Annotated in this window: 15 protein-coding genes; 6 read left to right on the plus strand and 9 right to left on the minus strand. The window is 71.3% G+C overall.

Translation table 11 applies throughout. From position 1 onward, the window contains the following. The first annotated feature begins 925 nt into the window (after positions 1–925). The 3 genes from UW392_RS59495 (at position 926) to UW392_RS59505 (ending at position 3,955) form a co-directional block, all read left to right on the plus strand. The gene (locus UW392_RS59495; RefSeq protein ID WP_320783846.1) at positions 926–2,188 is read left to right on the plus strand and encodes a phage major capsid protein; all 1,263 of its coding nucleotides are present in this window, start codon (positions 926–928) and stop codon (positions 2,186–2,188) included. A gap of 181 nt (positions 2,189–2,369) precedes the next feature. Then, positions 2,370–3,110, plus strand: coding sequence for a DUF6879 family protein (locus tag UW392_RS59500; protein ID WP_320783847.1), 741 nt, complete (start codon positions 2,370–2,372; stop codon positions 3,108–3,110). After that, the gene (locus tag UW392_RS59505; protein ID WP_320783848.1) at positions 3,107–3,955 is read left to right on the plus strand and encodes a helix-turn-helix transcriptional regulator; all 849 of its coding nucleotides are present in this window, start codon (positions 3,107–3,109) and stop codon (positions 3,953–3,955) included. The genes UW392_RS59500 and UW392_RS59505 overlap by 4 nt, the downstream gene beginning before the upstream one ends. Positions 3,956–5,427: 1,472 nt before the next feature. Here the strand turns inward: UW392_RS59505 and UW392_RS59510 are convergent. Genes UW392_RS59510 through UW392_RS59540 form a run of 7 tightly spaced genes read right to left on the minus strand, consistent with a single transcriptional unit; the run spans position 5,428 to position 8,275 of the window. Then, positions 5,428–5,799 carry a hypothetical protein gene (locus UW392_RS59510; protein WP_320783849.1) on the minus strand — a complete coding sequence of 124 codons (372 nt, stop codon included), beginning with the start codon at positions 5,797–5,799 and terminating at the stop codon, positions 5,428–5,430. After that, on the minus strand, positions 5,796–6,308 hold the full coding sequence (locus UW392_RS59515; protein WP_320783850.1) for a hypothetical protein: 513 nt from the start codon (positions 6,306–6,308) through the stop codon (positions 5,796–5,798). The genes UW392_RS59510 and UW392_RS59515 overlap by 4 nt, the downstream gene beginning before the upstream one ends. A 12-nt stretch (positions 6,309–6,320) precedes the next feature. Further along, complete coding sequence (locus tag UW392_RS59520) at positions 6,321–6,476, minus strand: hypothetical protein (RefSeq protein ID WP_320783851.1); 156 nt, start codon at positions 6,474–6,476, stop codon at positions 6,321–6,323. Continuing rightward, complete coding sequence (locus UW392_RS59525) at positions 6,473–6,862, minus strand: helix-turn-helix domain-containing protein (RefSeq protein WP_320783852.1); 390 nt, start codon at positions 6,860–6,862, stop codon at positions 6,473–6,475. Before UW392_RS59525 ends, UW392_RS59520 begins: the two co-directional genes overlap by 4 nt. Then, complete coding sequence (locus tag UW392_RS59530) at positions 6,862–7,071, minus strand: hypothetical protein (protein ID WP_320783853.1); 210 nt, start codon at positions 7,069–7,071, stop codon at positions 6,862–6,864. Before UW392_RS59530 ends, UW392_RS59525 begins: the two co-directional genes overlap by 1 nt. Continuing rightward, positions 7,068–7,418, minus strand: coding sequence for a DUF6907 domain-containing protein (locus tag UW392_RS59535; RefSeq protein ID WP_320783854.1), 351 nt, complete (start codon positions 7,416–7,418; stop codon positions 7,068–7,070). Before UW392_RS59535 ends, UW392_RS59530 begins: the two co-directional genes overlap by 4 nt. After that, entirely contained in the window at positions 7,415–8,275 is an 861-nt protein-coding gene (locus UW392_RS59540; RefSeq protein WP_320783855.1) for a DUF6907 domain-containing protein, read from the minus strand. The genes UW392_RS59535 and UW392_RS59540 overlap by 4 nt, the downstream gene beginning before the upstream one ends. Before the next feature lie 194 nt (positions 8,276–8,469). On the opposite strand from UW392_RS59540, the gene UW392_RS59545 reads away from it, so the two are divergent. From UW392_RS59545 to UW392_RS59555, 3 genes are all read left to right on the plus strand, one after another. Beyond that, complete coding sequence (locus tag UW392_RS59545) at positions 8,470–9,477, plus strand: N-acetylmuramoyl-L-alanine amidase (protein ID WP_320783856.1); 1,008 nt, start codon at positions 8,470–8,472, stop codon at positions 9,475–9,477. A 110-nt stretch (positions 9,478–9,587) separates the two neighbouring features. Beyond that, on the plus strand, positions 9,588–10,463 hold the full coding sequence (locus UW392_RS59550; RefSeq protein ID WP_320783857.1) for a DUF5336 domain-containing protein: 876 nt from the start codon (positions 9,588–9,590) through the stop codon (positions 10,461–10,463). Between the two features lie 116 nt (positions 10,464–10,579). Then, positions 10,580–10,867: a hypothetical protein gene (locus tag UW392_RS59555; RefSeq protein WP_320783858.1), complete on the plus strand. Its 288-nt coding sequence runs from the start codon at positions 10,580–10,582 to the stop codon at positions 10,865–10,867. Positions 10,868–10,883: 16 nt separating this feature from the next. On the opposite strand, the gene UW392_RS59560 is transcribed toward UW392_RS59555, so the two are convergent. Then, positions 10,884–11,954, minus strand: coding sequence for a prenyltransferase/squalene oxidase repeat-containing protein (locus UW392_RS59560; RefSeq protein WP_320783859.1), 1,071 nt, complete (start codon positions 11,952–11,954; stop codon positions 10,884–10,886). Then, a complete protein-coding gene (locus UW392_RS59565) occupies positions 11,951–12,685 on the minus strand; it encodes a class I SAM-dependent methyltransferase (RefSeq protein WP_320783861.1) in 735 nt (244 codons plus the stop codon). Before UW392_RS59565 ends, UW392_RS59560 begins: the two co-directional genes overlap by 4 nt. Positions 12,686–12,777 lie beyond the last annotated feature (92 nt).

Below are 12,777 nucleotides of genomic sequence, written 5' to 3' on the forward strand. Positions count from 1 at the left end.
CGCGACTGCGGGCGCGTAACCGAGTACAGACCGACCCGCGCACACCAGCGGGAAGGCTCAGCAGAGGGACGGAGGGGGAAGGGGAGTCTGAATCACCAGAACGATCGCGGCAGGGCCCGCCGCGGTCAATGAGACACACACCGTCTCAGAATAATTTTCACGAGGAGGGAAGTTGATCATGTCTGACCTGCAAGAACCTCCCACGGAGGGCGCTGAAACGGTCGAAGTCGTTGAGCCACCTCCGGCCGCAGTGCCGATCGTGGCCGTTCCCGTGCGCCGCCGGGAGTGGAACGAAGACGGAGTGATGGAGCTACCGGCGGATGCCGCCAGCCACTGGGACGTGAGCGCGTGGCACCGATGCTGATCCGATCCCTCGGGGGAAGTGCGGCGGCCGGCCTCGGCTTGCTCCTGGTCGTCATCGAGCATGTGCCGTCGACCGGGCTCCTGCACGGGCCGTGGACCTCTGACAGCGATGTGCGGCAGCTCTTGGACGCCCGCGGCGATGTGTGGTTCGTGGCTGATGACGCCGCGTCCGTGCAACGGGTGTCGGTTCTGCCGTGCTCGTGCGAGTGCGCCGAGGTGACGACGTACGCCCACGGCCGCGAGGTACAGCGCGTTGTCGGTCGTACGACGTAGTCTGAGGGCAGGTTGATCGACGGCCAGCAGTTGGGACCGCGAGCGACTCCTCCGTGAGCGCGACGCTCGAGGCGCAGGCGGCGGCCACCGGTATCCAGCCCGGCCGCCAAGCCGCCCGCCTCGGGCCTCGCCCCGGAACGGTCGCCGCCCGCCCTCCGGTGCGCTCAGTTCGGCACCGCCCGGTAGCCGCTGCTGCGCCAGCCTCAACCGCGCGTCCTCGAGGCGCCCGAGTCTGCGGTCCGCCCCCACGCGCACCGGGAAGAGCCCAACTTCCCGAAGGAGACGTCCCATGCCGAGCAGCGTGACGAAGCTCAAGGGCGACCTCGCCCAGATCCTCGCGGAGGCGCGCACCATCCTCGATCGCGCCGACGCCGAGAACCGCCCCCTCACCGATGCCGAGGCGGCCTCAGTCAAGGCCAAGACCGATCAGGGCAATGCCCTGCAGCAGCAGCTCAAAGACGCTGCATCGCAGCACATCGAGACACGCCAAGCTCTGAGTGCCCTCGGTGACTCGATCGCTGGTCCCGGTGGCAAGGGATTCTCTACCCTCCCCGGACGCTCGCCCGCGGGCGCGGGCGCCCTGACGAAGGCAGGCCAACACCCGCGCGTGAAAGCCGCCGGCGGCTCGGACTGGGGTACGACAGTCCGCGACGCCGTGTCCGAGGGCGACGGGTACAAGGGCATCCTTGCCACCGGCTCCGTGCCGCTCACCGTGCCGCTGGACCCCGAGCCGGTGCGCCAGGGCGTCCCCGTCCTCGCACTGCGACAGCTCATCCCGACGGAAGTCGGGCCGTCGCGCTTCAGCTACCTGCGGCAGACGGTGCGTACAAACAACGCGGCGCCCGTGGCCCGCGGTGCGAAGAAGCCCGAGAGCGTCTACACCTTCGAGCGGGTGGACGACCGTACGCGGACCATCGCCCACCTGTCCGAGCCGATCGCCCGTCAGGACCTGCGCGACGCCCCTTCCCTCGAGCGCGTGCTGGACCTCGAGATGCGCCTCGGCACCGAGCTGGCGCTCGAGGCACAGATCATCAACGGCAACGGCTCAGGCGAGAACGTGACCGGCATCGCCAACGTGTCCGGCTCACAGGCGCAGGAGTGGGACACGAACCTCCTGACCACGGCGCGGAAGGCCAAGACCAAGCTCGAGGTCCTCTCCTTCCTCGACGGCGCGGCCTACGTCATGCACCCCAGCGACTGGGAGACCGTGGAGCTCCTGGCGGACAACGAGGCTGCCTACTACCTCGGAGGCCCGGTGCAGACGGTGGAGGTCGCTGCCCGGCGCCTGTGGGGCCTGCCGGTCGTGACGACGACCGCGCAGACCGCCGGCACCGCGCACCTGGTGAACTTCCCCCTGGCCACCGAACTGCGGATCGTGGAAGACGTCACCCTGGACTGGTCGGAGAACGTCTACGACGCCAACGCCCTCGGCACGGGCCAGGGCGCCTCCGACTTCCAGCGCAACATGATCCGCTTCCGGTGCGAAATGGACGCCGGGCTCAAGATCTTCCAACCGTCCGCCATCGTGGAGATCGACCTCACGGCCGCATGATCCGCCTCGGCCTCAAGCGGGCCCGCCTCACACCACGAGGCGGGCCCGCTTCGTGCCCGCCACGGAGATTGCTCGCAACCCGGCGCACGCCCCGGAGCCGCGCAATCCGCTGCAATCGTCGTACGGGCGGAAGCTATTCCGCGCATCCTGGGGACCTCAACAAGCTGTCTCGGGAGGCGTAATGGCGCTCAAGTTCCTCGGCACGACCAGCGACGGAGGCGACTGCCCCACCCTGTACGAGATCGAGGGGACGGACGAGGTCCTCGTCCAGGGCGACCGCGAGACCGACCCGGAGCACCTGGTGCAGCTGCGCGACGTGAAGCCGGAGGAGACGTTCGTACGGGTGCCGAGGCAGCTGCTCACCCGCTTCGCGCCGCGCGCCGAGCCCGGACCGCTCATCCCCTTCGGGGAGGCTGCGCACTACCTGACCGACCTCCGGCACACCGCGTGGCGACTCGAGACCCGCCGAGGCTACGCCGCCGACCGGCGCAGCGAGCCTTGGGCTCGGTGGCAGGCCGGCCAGGACGTCGCCCACGACGAGCCGGACGCGTGGCGCCGTAACGTCGCCGAGCAGACTGCCCGCGGTGTGCGGTACGGCCGTGTCCGCATCGTCGACGACCCGCCGACGGAGGGCCAGCGGTTCCTACTCACCCGGGCACCGTCCAACGTGGCCGTGGGCGATGAGGTGCGCTACCTGTGGCGCTCGGAGGCTGAGCAGCTCGGCTTGCCCGACTTCGACTTCTGGCTGGTCGACTCCCGCTTCCTGCTGCGGTTCCGCTTCGACGCCGAGGACAACACCCTCGGCGTGGTCGTCTCGGAAGACCCTGCCGAGGTCCTCGCCGCCTGCCAGGCCCGAGACGCGGCATGGCATCACGCCGTGCCTGCCGAGCAGTTCGCGGAGCAGGTAGCTTCCACCGTGTGACCACCGACTACCAATCCGGGCGCGTCTCCCTCGGCGGGCGGCTGCGGGAGCTGCGCGCCGAGGCCGGCCACTCGGGCAAGTCCTTCGCGGAGCTGCTCGGCTGGCAGCGGTCGAAGGTCAGCCGCCTGGAGCTCGGCAAGCAGAACGCGACGCGCGAGGACCTCTCGGCGTGGGCCGCGGCCGCCGGCCGCCCGGACGTCACCGCCGAGCTGCACGGCCGTCTCGCTGGCGTGGAGACCCGCTACCGCTCGCTGCGCCGCCAGTTCGCCACCGGGCACCGGGCACGGCAGGAGCAAGGCGTCGTGGAGACCGAGCAGACAACGCTGCTGCGTGCGGTCGAAATCGTCCGCGTACCAGGCCTACTCCAGACCGCGGACTACGCGCGGTCCGTGTTCACCGCCAACGCGCAATTCCGCAGCGTCCCGGCCGACGACATCGAGGACGCCGTGCGGGCCCGGATGCAGCGTCAACGCGCCCTGTACGACCCTGAGCGCCGCTTCCGCATCCTGCTGTGGGAAGGCGCCCTGTACGCGCGCAACGCCCCCCGTACGGTCATGGCCGCGCAGCTGGACAGCCTGCGCACCGTGCTCGGCGTGGACACCGTGGAGCTGGGCATCATCCCCTTCGCCGCAGAGCTCCGGCGCTCCCCCTCGCACGGCTTCTGGATCTACGACCGGCGGCTGGTCATCGTGGAAACGCTCAGCACCGAGATGTGGCTCGACGACGAGGACTCCGTCCAACTGTACGAGCGGGCATGGGACTGGCTGGCCGAATCGGCAGTCCATGGCGAGCACGCACTACGCCTGATCGGCCGCGCCAGTGCGGCCACGCAGAAGCTTGTGTGAGCAATCAGCAGCAACCGGAACGGCTACTCGCGCAATTGCGAGCAATCGGCGTACGCCCGCGCAGACCTGCTGCATAACGTGCGCCTATGGCTCAGATCACACCCCCTGCGGGGCGACGCCAGCGGGCGGACGCATGGCTTGCATCCTGCTCAGGCGCTCCGCAGATCGTGCACGCGATGTGGGCAGACGACCTCCTGGCTCCGATCGCGTCGGGGCCTCACTGGCTGGTCGCTGAGACTCGGCTCAGCCATTGTGTGCCGGCGGCTGCCCGCATACGGGAAGAGCACCGCGGTCCGGTCCTGGTCGGCCCCCAGGAGGACCGGGCGTGGTGGCTGGTTCCGGCGGCCGCGGCCGGGGAGCTGGCGGACGTGCCACAGGTGCTTGTGCACGGTGCCGGGTGGGTTCTGCGTTGCCCGCCGTGCAGCGATCAGATGGCCGAACGCTGGTGGTTGTGGCGGCCGGACGGCTCGGGACGTCTGACGGCCGCGGACACGCTTGCAGCCGCCCTCGGCCCTGGGGGCATAGACCGATACCCGGAGACTTGCGCATGAGCACGCCACCCCTGCAGTCGACGTCTGCCGGCACCGGCTCGAGAGCGTTCGGCTGGTGTGCATGGCACTCCGCCATGGCGGAAGGCGTCCGCCTCATCAACGTGATCGAGCAGGGCTCAGGCCCGGGCGGCACACAGTTCGCCTGCGCGCCCTGCCGGGACCTGTACGGGTTGACCCCGTTCGCCGACGGACGATGACCGACAAGCTCCCGGATGCCGTGACCCTGCCCCGCGCCCGCTACTCCGGGTGGGCTTGTGTGTGGTGCGGGAGGTACTTCGGTGACGTCCTGGCCGTGTCGGCTGGCCGCGCCGAGGGATGGGTGGGCGCTCATGACCTGAGCGTTGAGGTGTACCAGTGCCCGCCCGGATTCGGGTGCGGTCCCGCTTTGCCGGAGGAAGAGATGCACCATGGGCCATGACCACTGGCCGCCCCTGCCGCCGTTCATGTCCGGTTGTCCGGCCTGCAGTCTGTACGTGGCCGGCCCGAGACTGACGCGCGCCGTTGAAGGCGTGATCGCTGACCACGACCTGTTGCACGGTCAGTTGGAGTTCGCCGCTCACATCGCAGCGCGGCACCCAGACGACGTACCCGGTCCGCACTCAGACTGCGCCCTCTGCGAGTACCTCGGGCGTGTGGCCGACGCCCCGCAACTGGCACGAGCTCACCAGGCAGGTTCGCTCTTCCTGCCACCGAACCTCGCACGCATGCTCTAGTCCTCGAGCCCCCGGCCTGGCAGCTTCCCAGGCGTAAGCCAGGCCGGGACCCGCCCGGCCCCACGCCGGGCAAGGGGCCGGCCCCCGGAGTCCGTGCTCCGGGGGCCGTTGCCGTGTTCCGCTTCCTACTTCTGGTGGGGGCAGTTCTCGACCCACCAGCCGCACTTGGCGCAGTACTCGTGCACGCGGGCGATCAAGCGACGGATCATCACTCGCTCACCTCCCGGGCTTTGTGCAGGTGGGTCTCGTGGGGCCGTCCGGGCGGCGACGTCTTGTAGATCAACATCCCCTTCTGAGTCGGAGAAGGGGTTACTTCGACAAGCTCGTGACCTGCGCATTCGCGGCAGGAGGGGCGGCCCTCCCTCGGTGGGGGAGTGGCGGACGAATCGGACACGCGGCGGCGGGCGGTGCGCCACAGGGCGACGGTGCCGGCGGTCACGACGACGAGGACGCCGAAGGCCTCGTCGATCGCGAAGAACACGGCGAGCAGCGCCCCGCCGAGGGCGACCAGGACACACGCCCCGCCCGCCCGCGACGGCTCTTCCTCGGGCCGCTCGTTCTTCTTCCGCTTCTTGCTCATCCGATCCGCCCGTAGGAGTTGTCGCCGAGCCAGTTCGCGGCCGTCGCGAGCGGCACCGCGGCGAACCCTGCGACGCCCGCGCTGGTGCCGAGGTTGATGCCGCACAGGGCGCCGCGCTTCATCACGGCGCTCTGCTCGTCGCTCGCCTTCTTCACTGCGGCGATGAACACGGCCGTGGCGATCAGCGTCACGCCGAGACCGGGTCCGGAGAGCGGCCGGTAGGTGGCGGCGGCGAGCTGGCCGCTGGTGCCGCCGACTCCCCAGACGAGGGCCGCGTCGCCGAGCCAGTTGGAGATGCCCAGTGCGGTGCTGGAGACCCATCCGACGAGGCCGCCGACGCCGAGGGTGATAAGGCAGCCGTATGCCCACGAGGCGAGGAACGGCGCCAGCCTGGACAGGTGCTTGAGCGGGTCCTTCATGAGCTGCTTGCGGCCGGGCCACCACTTGACGAGGTCGTAGCCGAGGATCATCAGGCCGACGGTCACGCCGCCGTACGTCACGAAGTTCATGAGCTGGGTCCTTCAGCGGAGGACGGCCGCGCCGAGCGCGGCGAGGGTGAGGATCAGGGCGCAGGTCCCGGTGATGGGCGGGACGGTGCGGGGGTCGACCGCGGCGAGGGCGACCAGGGCCGCGAGGGCCGACAGGGCGAAGAACACGACCAGGACGGCCCCGGTCACCTCTGCTGCCTCTGTAGCGATGCGGCGAGACGGGCCTGCCAGTACTGCCGTACGCCCTGCGCCGCCTGGTGCACGGCGTACCGCGCGGCGTCCTCGGGGCGGGCCTTGAAGGCGAGGGCGAGGACGTCCAGATCGTCGGTGAGTTGCGGGTGGTCGGGGAGCACCAGGCCGGGCGCGGGGACCGGCTCCGGGGCCGCAAGATCAGCCGCAACCGGTGCCGCAACCTCGGCGTCCTCGGCGGGGGCCGGCGGGGGCGTCTCGCGGAGGTCTCTGCGCACGGTGTCCGGGGAAACGTCCAGCTCAGAGGCGATCTCGGCCGGATTCATGCCGCGCTCGGTGAGGTGCGCGACGACGATCCGGCGGACCGCACGGGACATCGCGGCCATCACGCACCACCCCGCTCGGCGTCCAGCGCGGCGACCAGGGCAGCCAGCCTGTAGTGCAGCCCGGCCGCCGCTTTGATCATCTCTGCCGTGTCGTGGATGTTGGCGGTGGCCACCTCGGCGACGAACGCGCGGGAGAGCCACAGTTCGCTGTCGACAGGCCCCGGCATGAGCGGGGCGTGGTCGGGGGCACGCAGCGGGTCGTAGCTCACTGGCCACCCCCGGCAAGTACCTCGGAGAGTCGGTCGGCGAGCGTGCGCAGCTGGTCGGCATGGCGGTCCAAGACGGCCGCCAGCTCGAACAGCTCCCCCGGGTTCAGCGTCCTGCCGACCAGGCTCACCGTCACGCCGGGCTGCGGGTCGGGCGCGAAGGGGGCGAGCACCAGGGCGGCATCGCCGATCTCCTGGCCCTGGAAGGTGACGGCCAGGTCCTGGCCGCGGTGGAAGAAGTCGACCCGGTGCCCTACCTGGTGACCGTCGTGGCCGACGCACCACAGCGGCTCGGGGGTCGTGACGTCTCCGGCGTCGACCGTACGCACGGTGATGGTCCGCTCCGTCATCGTGCGTCCCCCTGCAGCTGCACCAGCGAGGTGCGCAGGGCGGCGATCAGGATCTGGTAGCAACGCAGGTCCTCGAGCAGCTGATCGACGCCGGCCACGTCCAGCTCCGGCGTGTCCTGGCCGAGGTTCACGATCGGCGCGTCACCGATCCACTGCACGAGCTGCGCGGCGGGGAAGTCGTCGCCGTACCGCTCCGGCATGCGGACCTCGGGCCCGTGGCAGCGTCCCTCTCCCTGCGCGAACAGCGGGTCGGAGTGGTCGGCGACGCAGCCTCCGGCCAGACCGCTGCAGGCCGACGTCTGCGGCGCGGCCGCGGGCGGCATCTGTGCGTGCAGGGCGCGCAGGCCCTCGAGGAACGCCGCCAGGTCCTCGATCACCCGGGCGGTGCCGGCCGTGTTGAGAGGCACTCCCTCGCCGCCGAGGTTGAGACCGAGGGAGACTCCGCCGAACTCTTCACTGGCGTACAGCTCAGCGCTCAGCCTCTGCTGCGACGACCCGGTCAAGCCGTCCGGCAGGCGCATGGACACCGTCTTGCTGACGTGCTCGGTCAGGGTCTCGCCGTTGCGGTAGTGCCGCTCGGCGCACTCGTCCTTGCTGCACCACGGGAAGTGGCCGGCGGCCTCCGGCTCGAGGTCGTGTGACTGGGGGCGCTCGGCGTCCGCAGCGAGGAACGCGGCCACGGTCGGGAAGTGCCGGTCGACGAAGCCGCGAGCGGCCTCCCGCTCCGCGGACTCCTCTGCCTGCGCCACGGTGACGCACGCCCGCGTGCGGGCCACGTCCGGGTTGGTCACGGCCGCGTCGGCACTGGCGAGGACATCGCCGAGGAACGCGGGGAAGGTCGGTACGGTGTTACGCATGGTCTGGACTCCTTGATCGGAAGGGTCTGGATCAAGGCCCCGGGCCGGTGCTCACAACACCGACCGGGGCCGCTCCGTCTCACACGCGTCTCACAAACCGTGCGAACAGAGCCGGTCAGATCGCTTCTGACACGGAGTAGGCGAAGGGCTCACGGACCCTGCGGAGCGTCCGAACGGCCCGTAGGGTGGCAGACGTGTCGTACACAGGCCCCGGATTCGAACCGCCCCAGCCCCGCCGTTCCCCGCTCCGCCGCCCGCTGACCGTGGCGCTCGTCGCGCTCGTACCGGGCGCCCTGCTCGGGTGGGGGGTGTACGCGGCGGTCGGCGGACCGGACGGCGACGGCTCGGGCCGGGCGTCCGGCGAGGGCACGACGGCGTCGGCCGGCCGCACCCCGGGCGGCGACGACGCGAAGGCGCCGGGTGCGGGTTCGCCGTCGGCGACGGAGTCGAAGACGGCGCCGTCGTCCTCGTCGTCCGCACCGTCGTCCTCGTCGTCCGCGCCGTCGAAGGACGGACCCGCCGCCTCCGGCGCCCTGAAGGGCAAGGTCGTCGTCGTGGACCCCGGGCACAACCCGGGCAACTTCCAGCACCCGACCGAGATCAACCGCCAGGTGGACATCGGGACGAACTGGAAGGAGTGCGACACGACGGGCACGTCCACCGACGACGGCTACACCGAGGCGCGGTTCACCCTGGACGTCGCGCACCGGCTGCGGAAACTGCTGGAGAAGCAGGGCGCCACGGTGAAGTTCACGCAGGACGACGACCGGGCGTACGGGCCGTGCGTGGACGAGCGGGCCGCGATCGGCAACGAGGAGCGCGCGGACGCGGCGATCTCGATCCACGCCGACGGCTCGGCGGCCGGCAACCGCGGCTTCCACGTGATCCTGCCGGGCTCCGTGCACGAGGGCGACGCCGACACCCGGAAGATCGTCGCGCCCTCCGCGGAGCTGGGCGCGCGGATCGCGGGCAACTTCGTCCGGGAGACGGGCACCGCGCCGTCCAACTACATCGGCGACGGCACCGGCCTGGTGACCCGCACGGACCTGGGCGGACTCAACCTCTCGACGGTCCCGAAGGTCTTCCTGGAGTGCGGCAACATGCGCGACGCCACCGACGAGGCGCTGCTGACCAGCGGCGCGTGGCGGCAGCGGGCGGCGCAAGGGATCTCTGAGGGAATCGTGAGTTTCCTGCGCGGGTAGCGACCAGCCCGCTCATCCCTGCGGACAGCCCGATCGAACGGACGATAGTGTCATCCGTACGATAGGGGCCACCCCCGCGCGACGTGACGACGACCTGACAAGGACCTGAAGTGAATATCCGCTCGCTCACTCGAGGCGACGGCGTGGTGATCGGAGCAGCGGTATTGCTGTTGATCGCGTCGTTCCTCGACATCTACTCGATCGAAGGCGCGTCGGACAGCGCCGAAATCCCCAGCCTCTGGGGCAGCGGGCCGATCGTGCTCGGAGTGGTTCTGGCGGGCATCATCGGGGCCGCGCTCGTCGTCGTGGCCCGCGCGCAGCCGCAGCCGCGCAAGGTCGCGGGTCTCGACCTCGGCCAGTTCGGCGTGGCCTTCACGGTCTTCGCGGCCTGGTGCGCGCTGGGCAACATCTTCGACCCGGCCGGTGCCTTCGACAACGACGGCGGCGGTGACGGCATCGGCGCGGGCACGGGGCTGATCCTCGCCCTCGTCGCCACGGTGGTCATGGCCGCCGCGGCGGTCGCGACGCCGCTGGTGCCGGCGCTGAAGGGCGCGCTCCTGCCGGCGCCGCGCCCGGCCCAGCCGCAGCCGTACGGCGGTCAGCCGCCGCAGGGCGGGTACGGCTACCCCGGCGCGCAGCAGCAGCCGTCGTTCGGCGGTCAGCCGGGGCAGCCGCAGCAGGGCTCGCCCTACCCGGGGCAGCCGCAGCAGGGCCACGCGCAGCCGCAGCCTGCGCAGCACCAGCAGCCCCAAGCGCAGCAGCCCCAGCAGGGGCAGCCGTCGGCCGGGGACTTCTCGCCGTTCTGGTTCGCGGTGCCGGTGCCGCGTCCGCTGTTCGCGGAGGACGGTTCGCCGACGCCGATCGCGGAGCTGGCGCCGGGTACCTGGTACCTGGCCGTGGAGCAGCGCGGTCCCGGTCTGGTCGCCCAGACGCAGGACGGCCGCCGCGGTGTCCTCCAGGACACCTCGGGCATCCAGCGCGGCTGAGCGCACTCACGCCGACGGCCCCCGCCCGACCGGGCGGGGGCCGTCGGCGTTCCCAACTCCCGGGCCCCGCGCGGCACTCCAGGTTTCAAACAGACTTGCGGGGCCAGACGGATGTCATGTCTCGCTATCGTGGTTCCAACTCCGCCGGGACGGCCGTCGCGGTGATCGCGGACATCATGGCCGTCATCCTCGGACTGTGGATTGTGATGTACCTGTTGGACGCCAACCGGGCCAATGACCTGGTGCAGTTCGTCCATGACGCGGCGGCCTGGCTGGCCGGCTGGTCGCGTGACCTGTTCACGTTCGACGAGGCGTGGGCGCGGGTCGTCGCCGGTTACGGTCTCGCGGCCATCGTCTACCTCTTCGTCGGCCACGCCATCGCCAACCGGCTGCACCGGAACTGACGAGGGACCGCCGGGGTCAGTCGCAGCAGTCCGGGTCGAGGCCGCGCGGCAGGTGGTCGCCGCCGAAGACCTGGCAGGTGGGTTCGTGGCCGCCGAGGGCGGCGACGGCCAGCAGCAGGGAGCCGGCCGTCCAGGTGGTCAGCTCGCGCGGCCAGATCGCGTCGTCCTCGAAGACGTAGCCCGTCCAGTACAGGCCGGTCGCCGGATCGCGCAGGTGCTGGATGGACTGGAGGATCTCCAGCGCCCGGTCGGACTCGCCCGTCGCCCACAGCGCGAGGGCGAGTTCGGCGGACTCGCCGCCGGTGACCCAGGGGTTCGGCACGACGCAGCGCACGCCGAGGCCGGGGACGACGAAGCGGTCCCAGGAGGCTTCGATGCGGGCCTTGGCCTCCGTGCCGGTGAGCGCGCCGCCGAGGACCGGGTAGTACCAGTCCATGGAGTAGCGGTCCTTGTCGAGGAACCGCTCGGGGTGGCGGCGGATCGCGTGCCGCAGCGCACCGGCCGCCAGTTCCCAGTCGGGCTGCGGCTCCTCGCGCTGCTCGGCGATGGCCAGCGCGCAGCGCAGCGCGTGGTGGACGGAGCAACTGCCGGTGAGCAGCGCGTCGGTGGCGGCCGTGCCGTCGTCGTCGCGCCGCCAGCCGATCTGCCCGCCGGGTCGCTGGAGCCGCAGGACGAACTCGACCGCCGCGTACACGACCGGCCACATGCGGTCGAGGAACGCGTCGTCGCCGGTGGCGAGGTGGTGGTGCCAGACGCCCACGGCGACGTAGGCGACGAAGTTGGTCTCGCGGCCCCGGTCGGTGACGTCGCCGGCGTCGCCGTCGGCGTAGGCCGCGTACCAGGAGCCGTCGGGGTTCTGGTGCCGGGCCAGCCAGGTGTAGGCCCGCTCGGCGGCCTCGTGCTCGCCCGCCGCGTCCAGTGCCATCGCGGCCTCGACGTGGTCCCAGGGGTCGAGATGGTGGCCGCGGAACCAGGGGATCGCGCCGTCCTCGCGCTGGACGCCGAGGATGGAGCGGACCGTCGCGTCGGCCTCTTCGGCGGTGAGGACCCCGGGCAGGACCAGGTGTTCCGTCCGGGGAGTGGTCACGCGGCGTCCACCGGCGGCAGGTGCGGCTTGGTCGCGTACGCCACGAAGCTCTTGCCGATCAGCGGGTTCAGCGCCTGCTCGGCGACGCGGGTGGCCAGCGGCTTCTTCATGATGTCCCACACCAGCAGCTTGTGGTACGCCTTCACCGGCAGCGCACGGTCGTTGTCGACGCCGAACGCGCACTTCAGCCACCAGTAGGGGGAGTGCAGGGCGTGCGCGTGATGGGTGCCGTAGGGGCGCAGGCCCGCCTCGCGGATCCTGCCGAGGAGTTCGTCGGCCTTGTAGATGCGGATGTGGCCGCCCTCGACCTCGTGGTAGGCGTCGGAGAGGGTCCAGCAGATCTTCTCGGGCCCGTAGCGCGGGACCGTGATCGCGATCCGGCCGCCGGGCTTCAGCACCCGCACCATCTCGGCGAGGACGCCCTTGTCGTCGGGGATGTGCTCCATCACCTCGGAGATGATGACGACGTCGAAGGTCTCGTCGGGGAAGGGCAGCGCCAGCGCGTCGCCCTCCATCGCGGTGGCGGTGGCGCCCTCGGGGGCCTCGCCCGCCTCCTCCATCGCGGCGAACCACTTGGCGACCTCGCGGATCTCGTCGCCGTTCTGGTCCAGGGCCACGACCCGCGCGCCGCGCCGGTAGCACTCGAAGGCGTGCCGGCCGGCCCCGCAGCCGAGGTCCAGGACCCGGTCGCCCGGGGCGAGCGGGAAGCGGGAGAAGTCGACGGTCAGCACGTGGTCCTGCTTTCGTGTTCGTCCGGGGCCGCGGCGCGGCCGGAACTCCGCACCGCCGGGCGGCCGGTGCGCGGCGCCGCCGGCCGGGCGGC

The sequence above is a fragment of the Streptomyces sp. CRN 30 genome (assembly GCF_034105845.1).

What these genes read in the sequence shown, in the direction of transcription:
- UW392_RS59495 (WP_320783846.1), top strand. Translation starts at nt 926, where the DNA reads ATGCCGAGCAGCGTGACGAAGCTCAAGGGCGACCTCGCCCAGATCCTC.
- UW392_RS59500 (WP_320783847.1), top strand. Translation starts at nt 2,370, where the DNA reads ATGGCGCTCAAGTTCCTCGGCACGACCAGCGACGGAGGCGACTGCCCC.
- UW392_RS59510 (WP_320783849.1), bottom strand. Translation starts at nt 5,799, where the DNA reads ATGAGCAAGAAGCGGAAGAAGAACGAGCGGCCCGAGGAAGAGCCGTCG.
- UW392_RS59515 (WP_320783850.1), bottom strand. Translation starts at nt 6,308, where the DNA reads ATGAACTTCGTGACGTACGGCGGCGTGACCGTCGGCCTGATGATCCTC.
- UW392_RS59525 (WP_320783852.1), bottom strand. Translation starts at nt 6,862, where the DNA reads ATGGCCGCGATGTCCCGTGCGGTCCGCCGGATCGTCGTCGCGCACCTC.
- UW392_RS59535 (WP_320783854.1), bottom strand. Translation starts at nt 7,418, where the DNA reads ATGACGGAGCGGACCATCACCGTGCGTACGGTCGACGCCGGAGACGTC.
- UW392_RS59540 (WP_320783855.1), bottom strand. Translation starts at nt 8,275, where the DNA reads ATGCGTAACACCGTACCGACCTTCCCCGCGTTCCTCGGCGATGTCCTC.
- UW392_RS59555 (WP_320783858.1), top strand. Translation starts at nt 10,580, where the DNA reads ATGTCTCGCTATCGTGGTTCCAACTCCGCCGGGACGGCCGTCGCGGTG.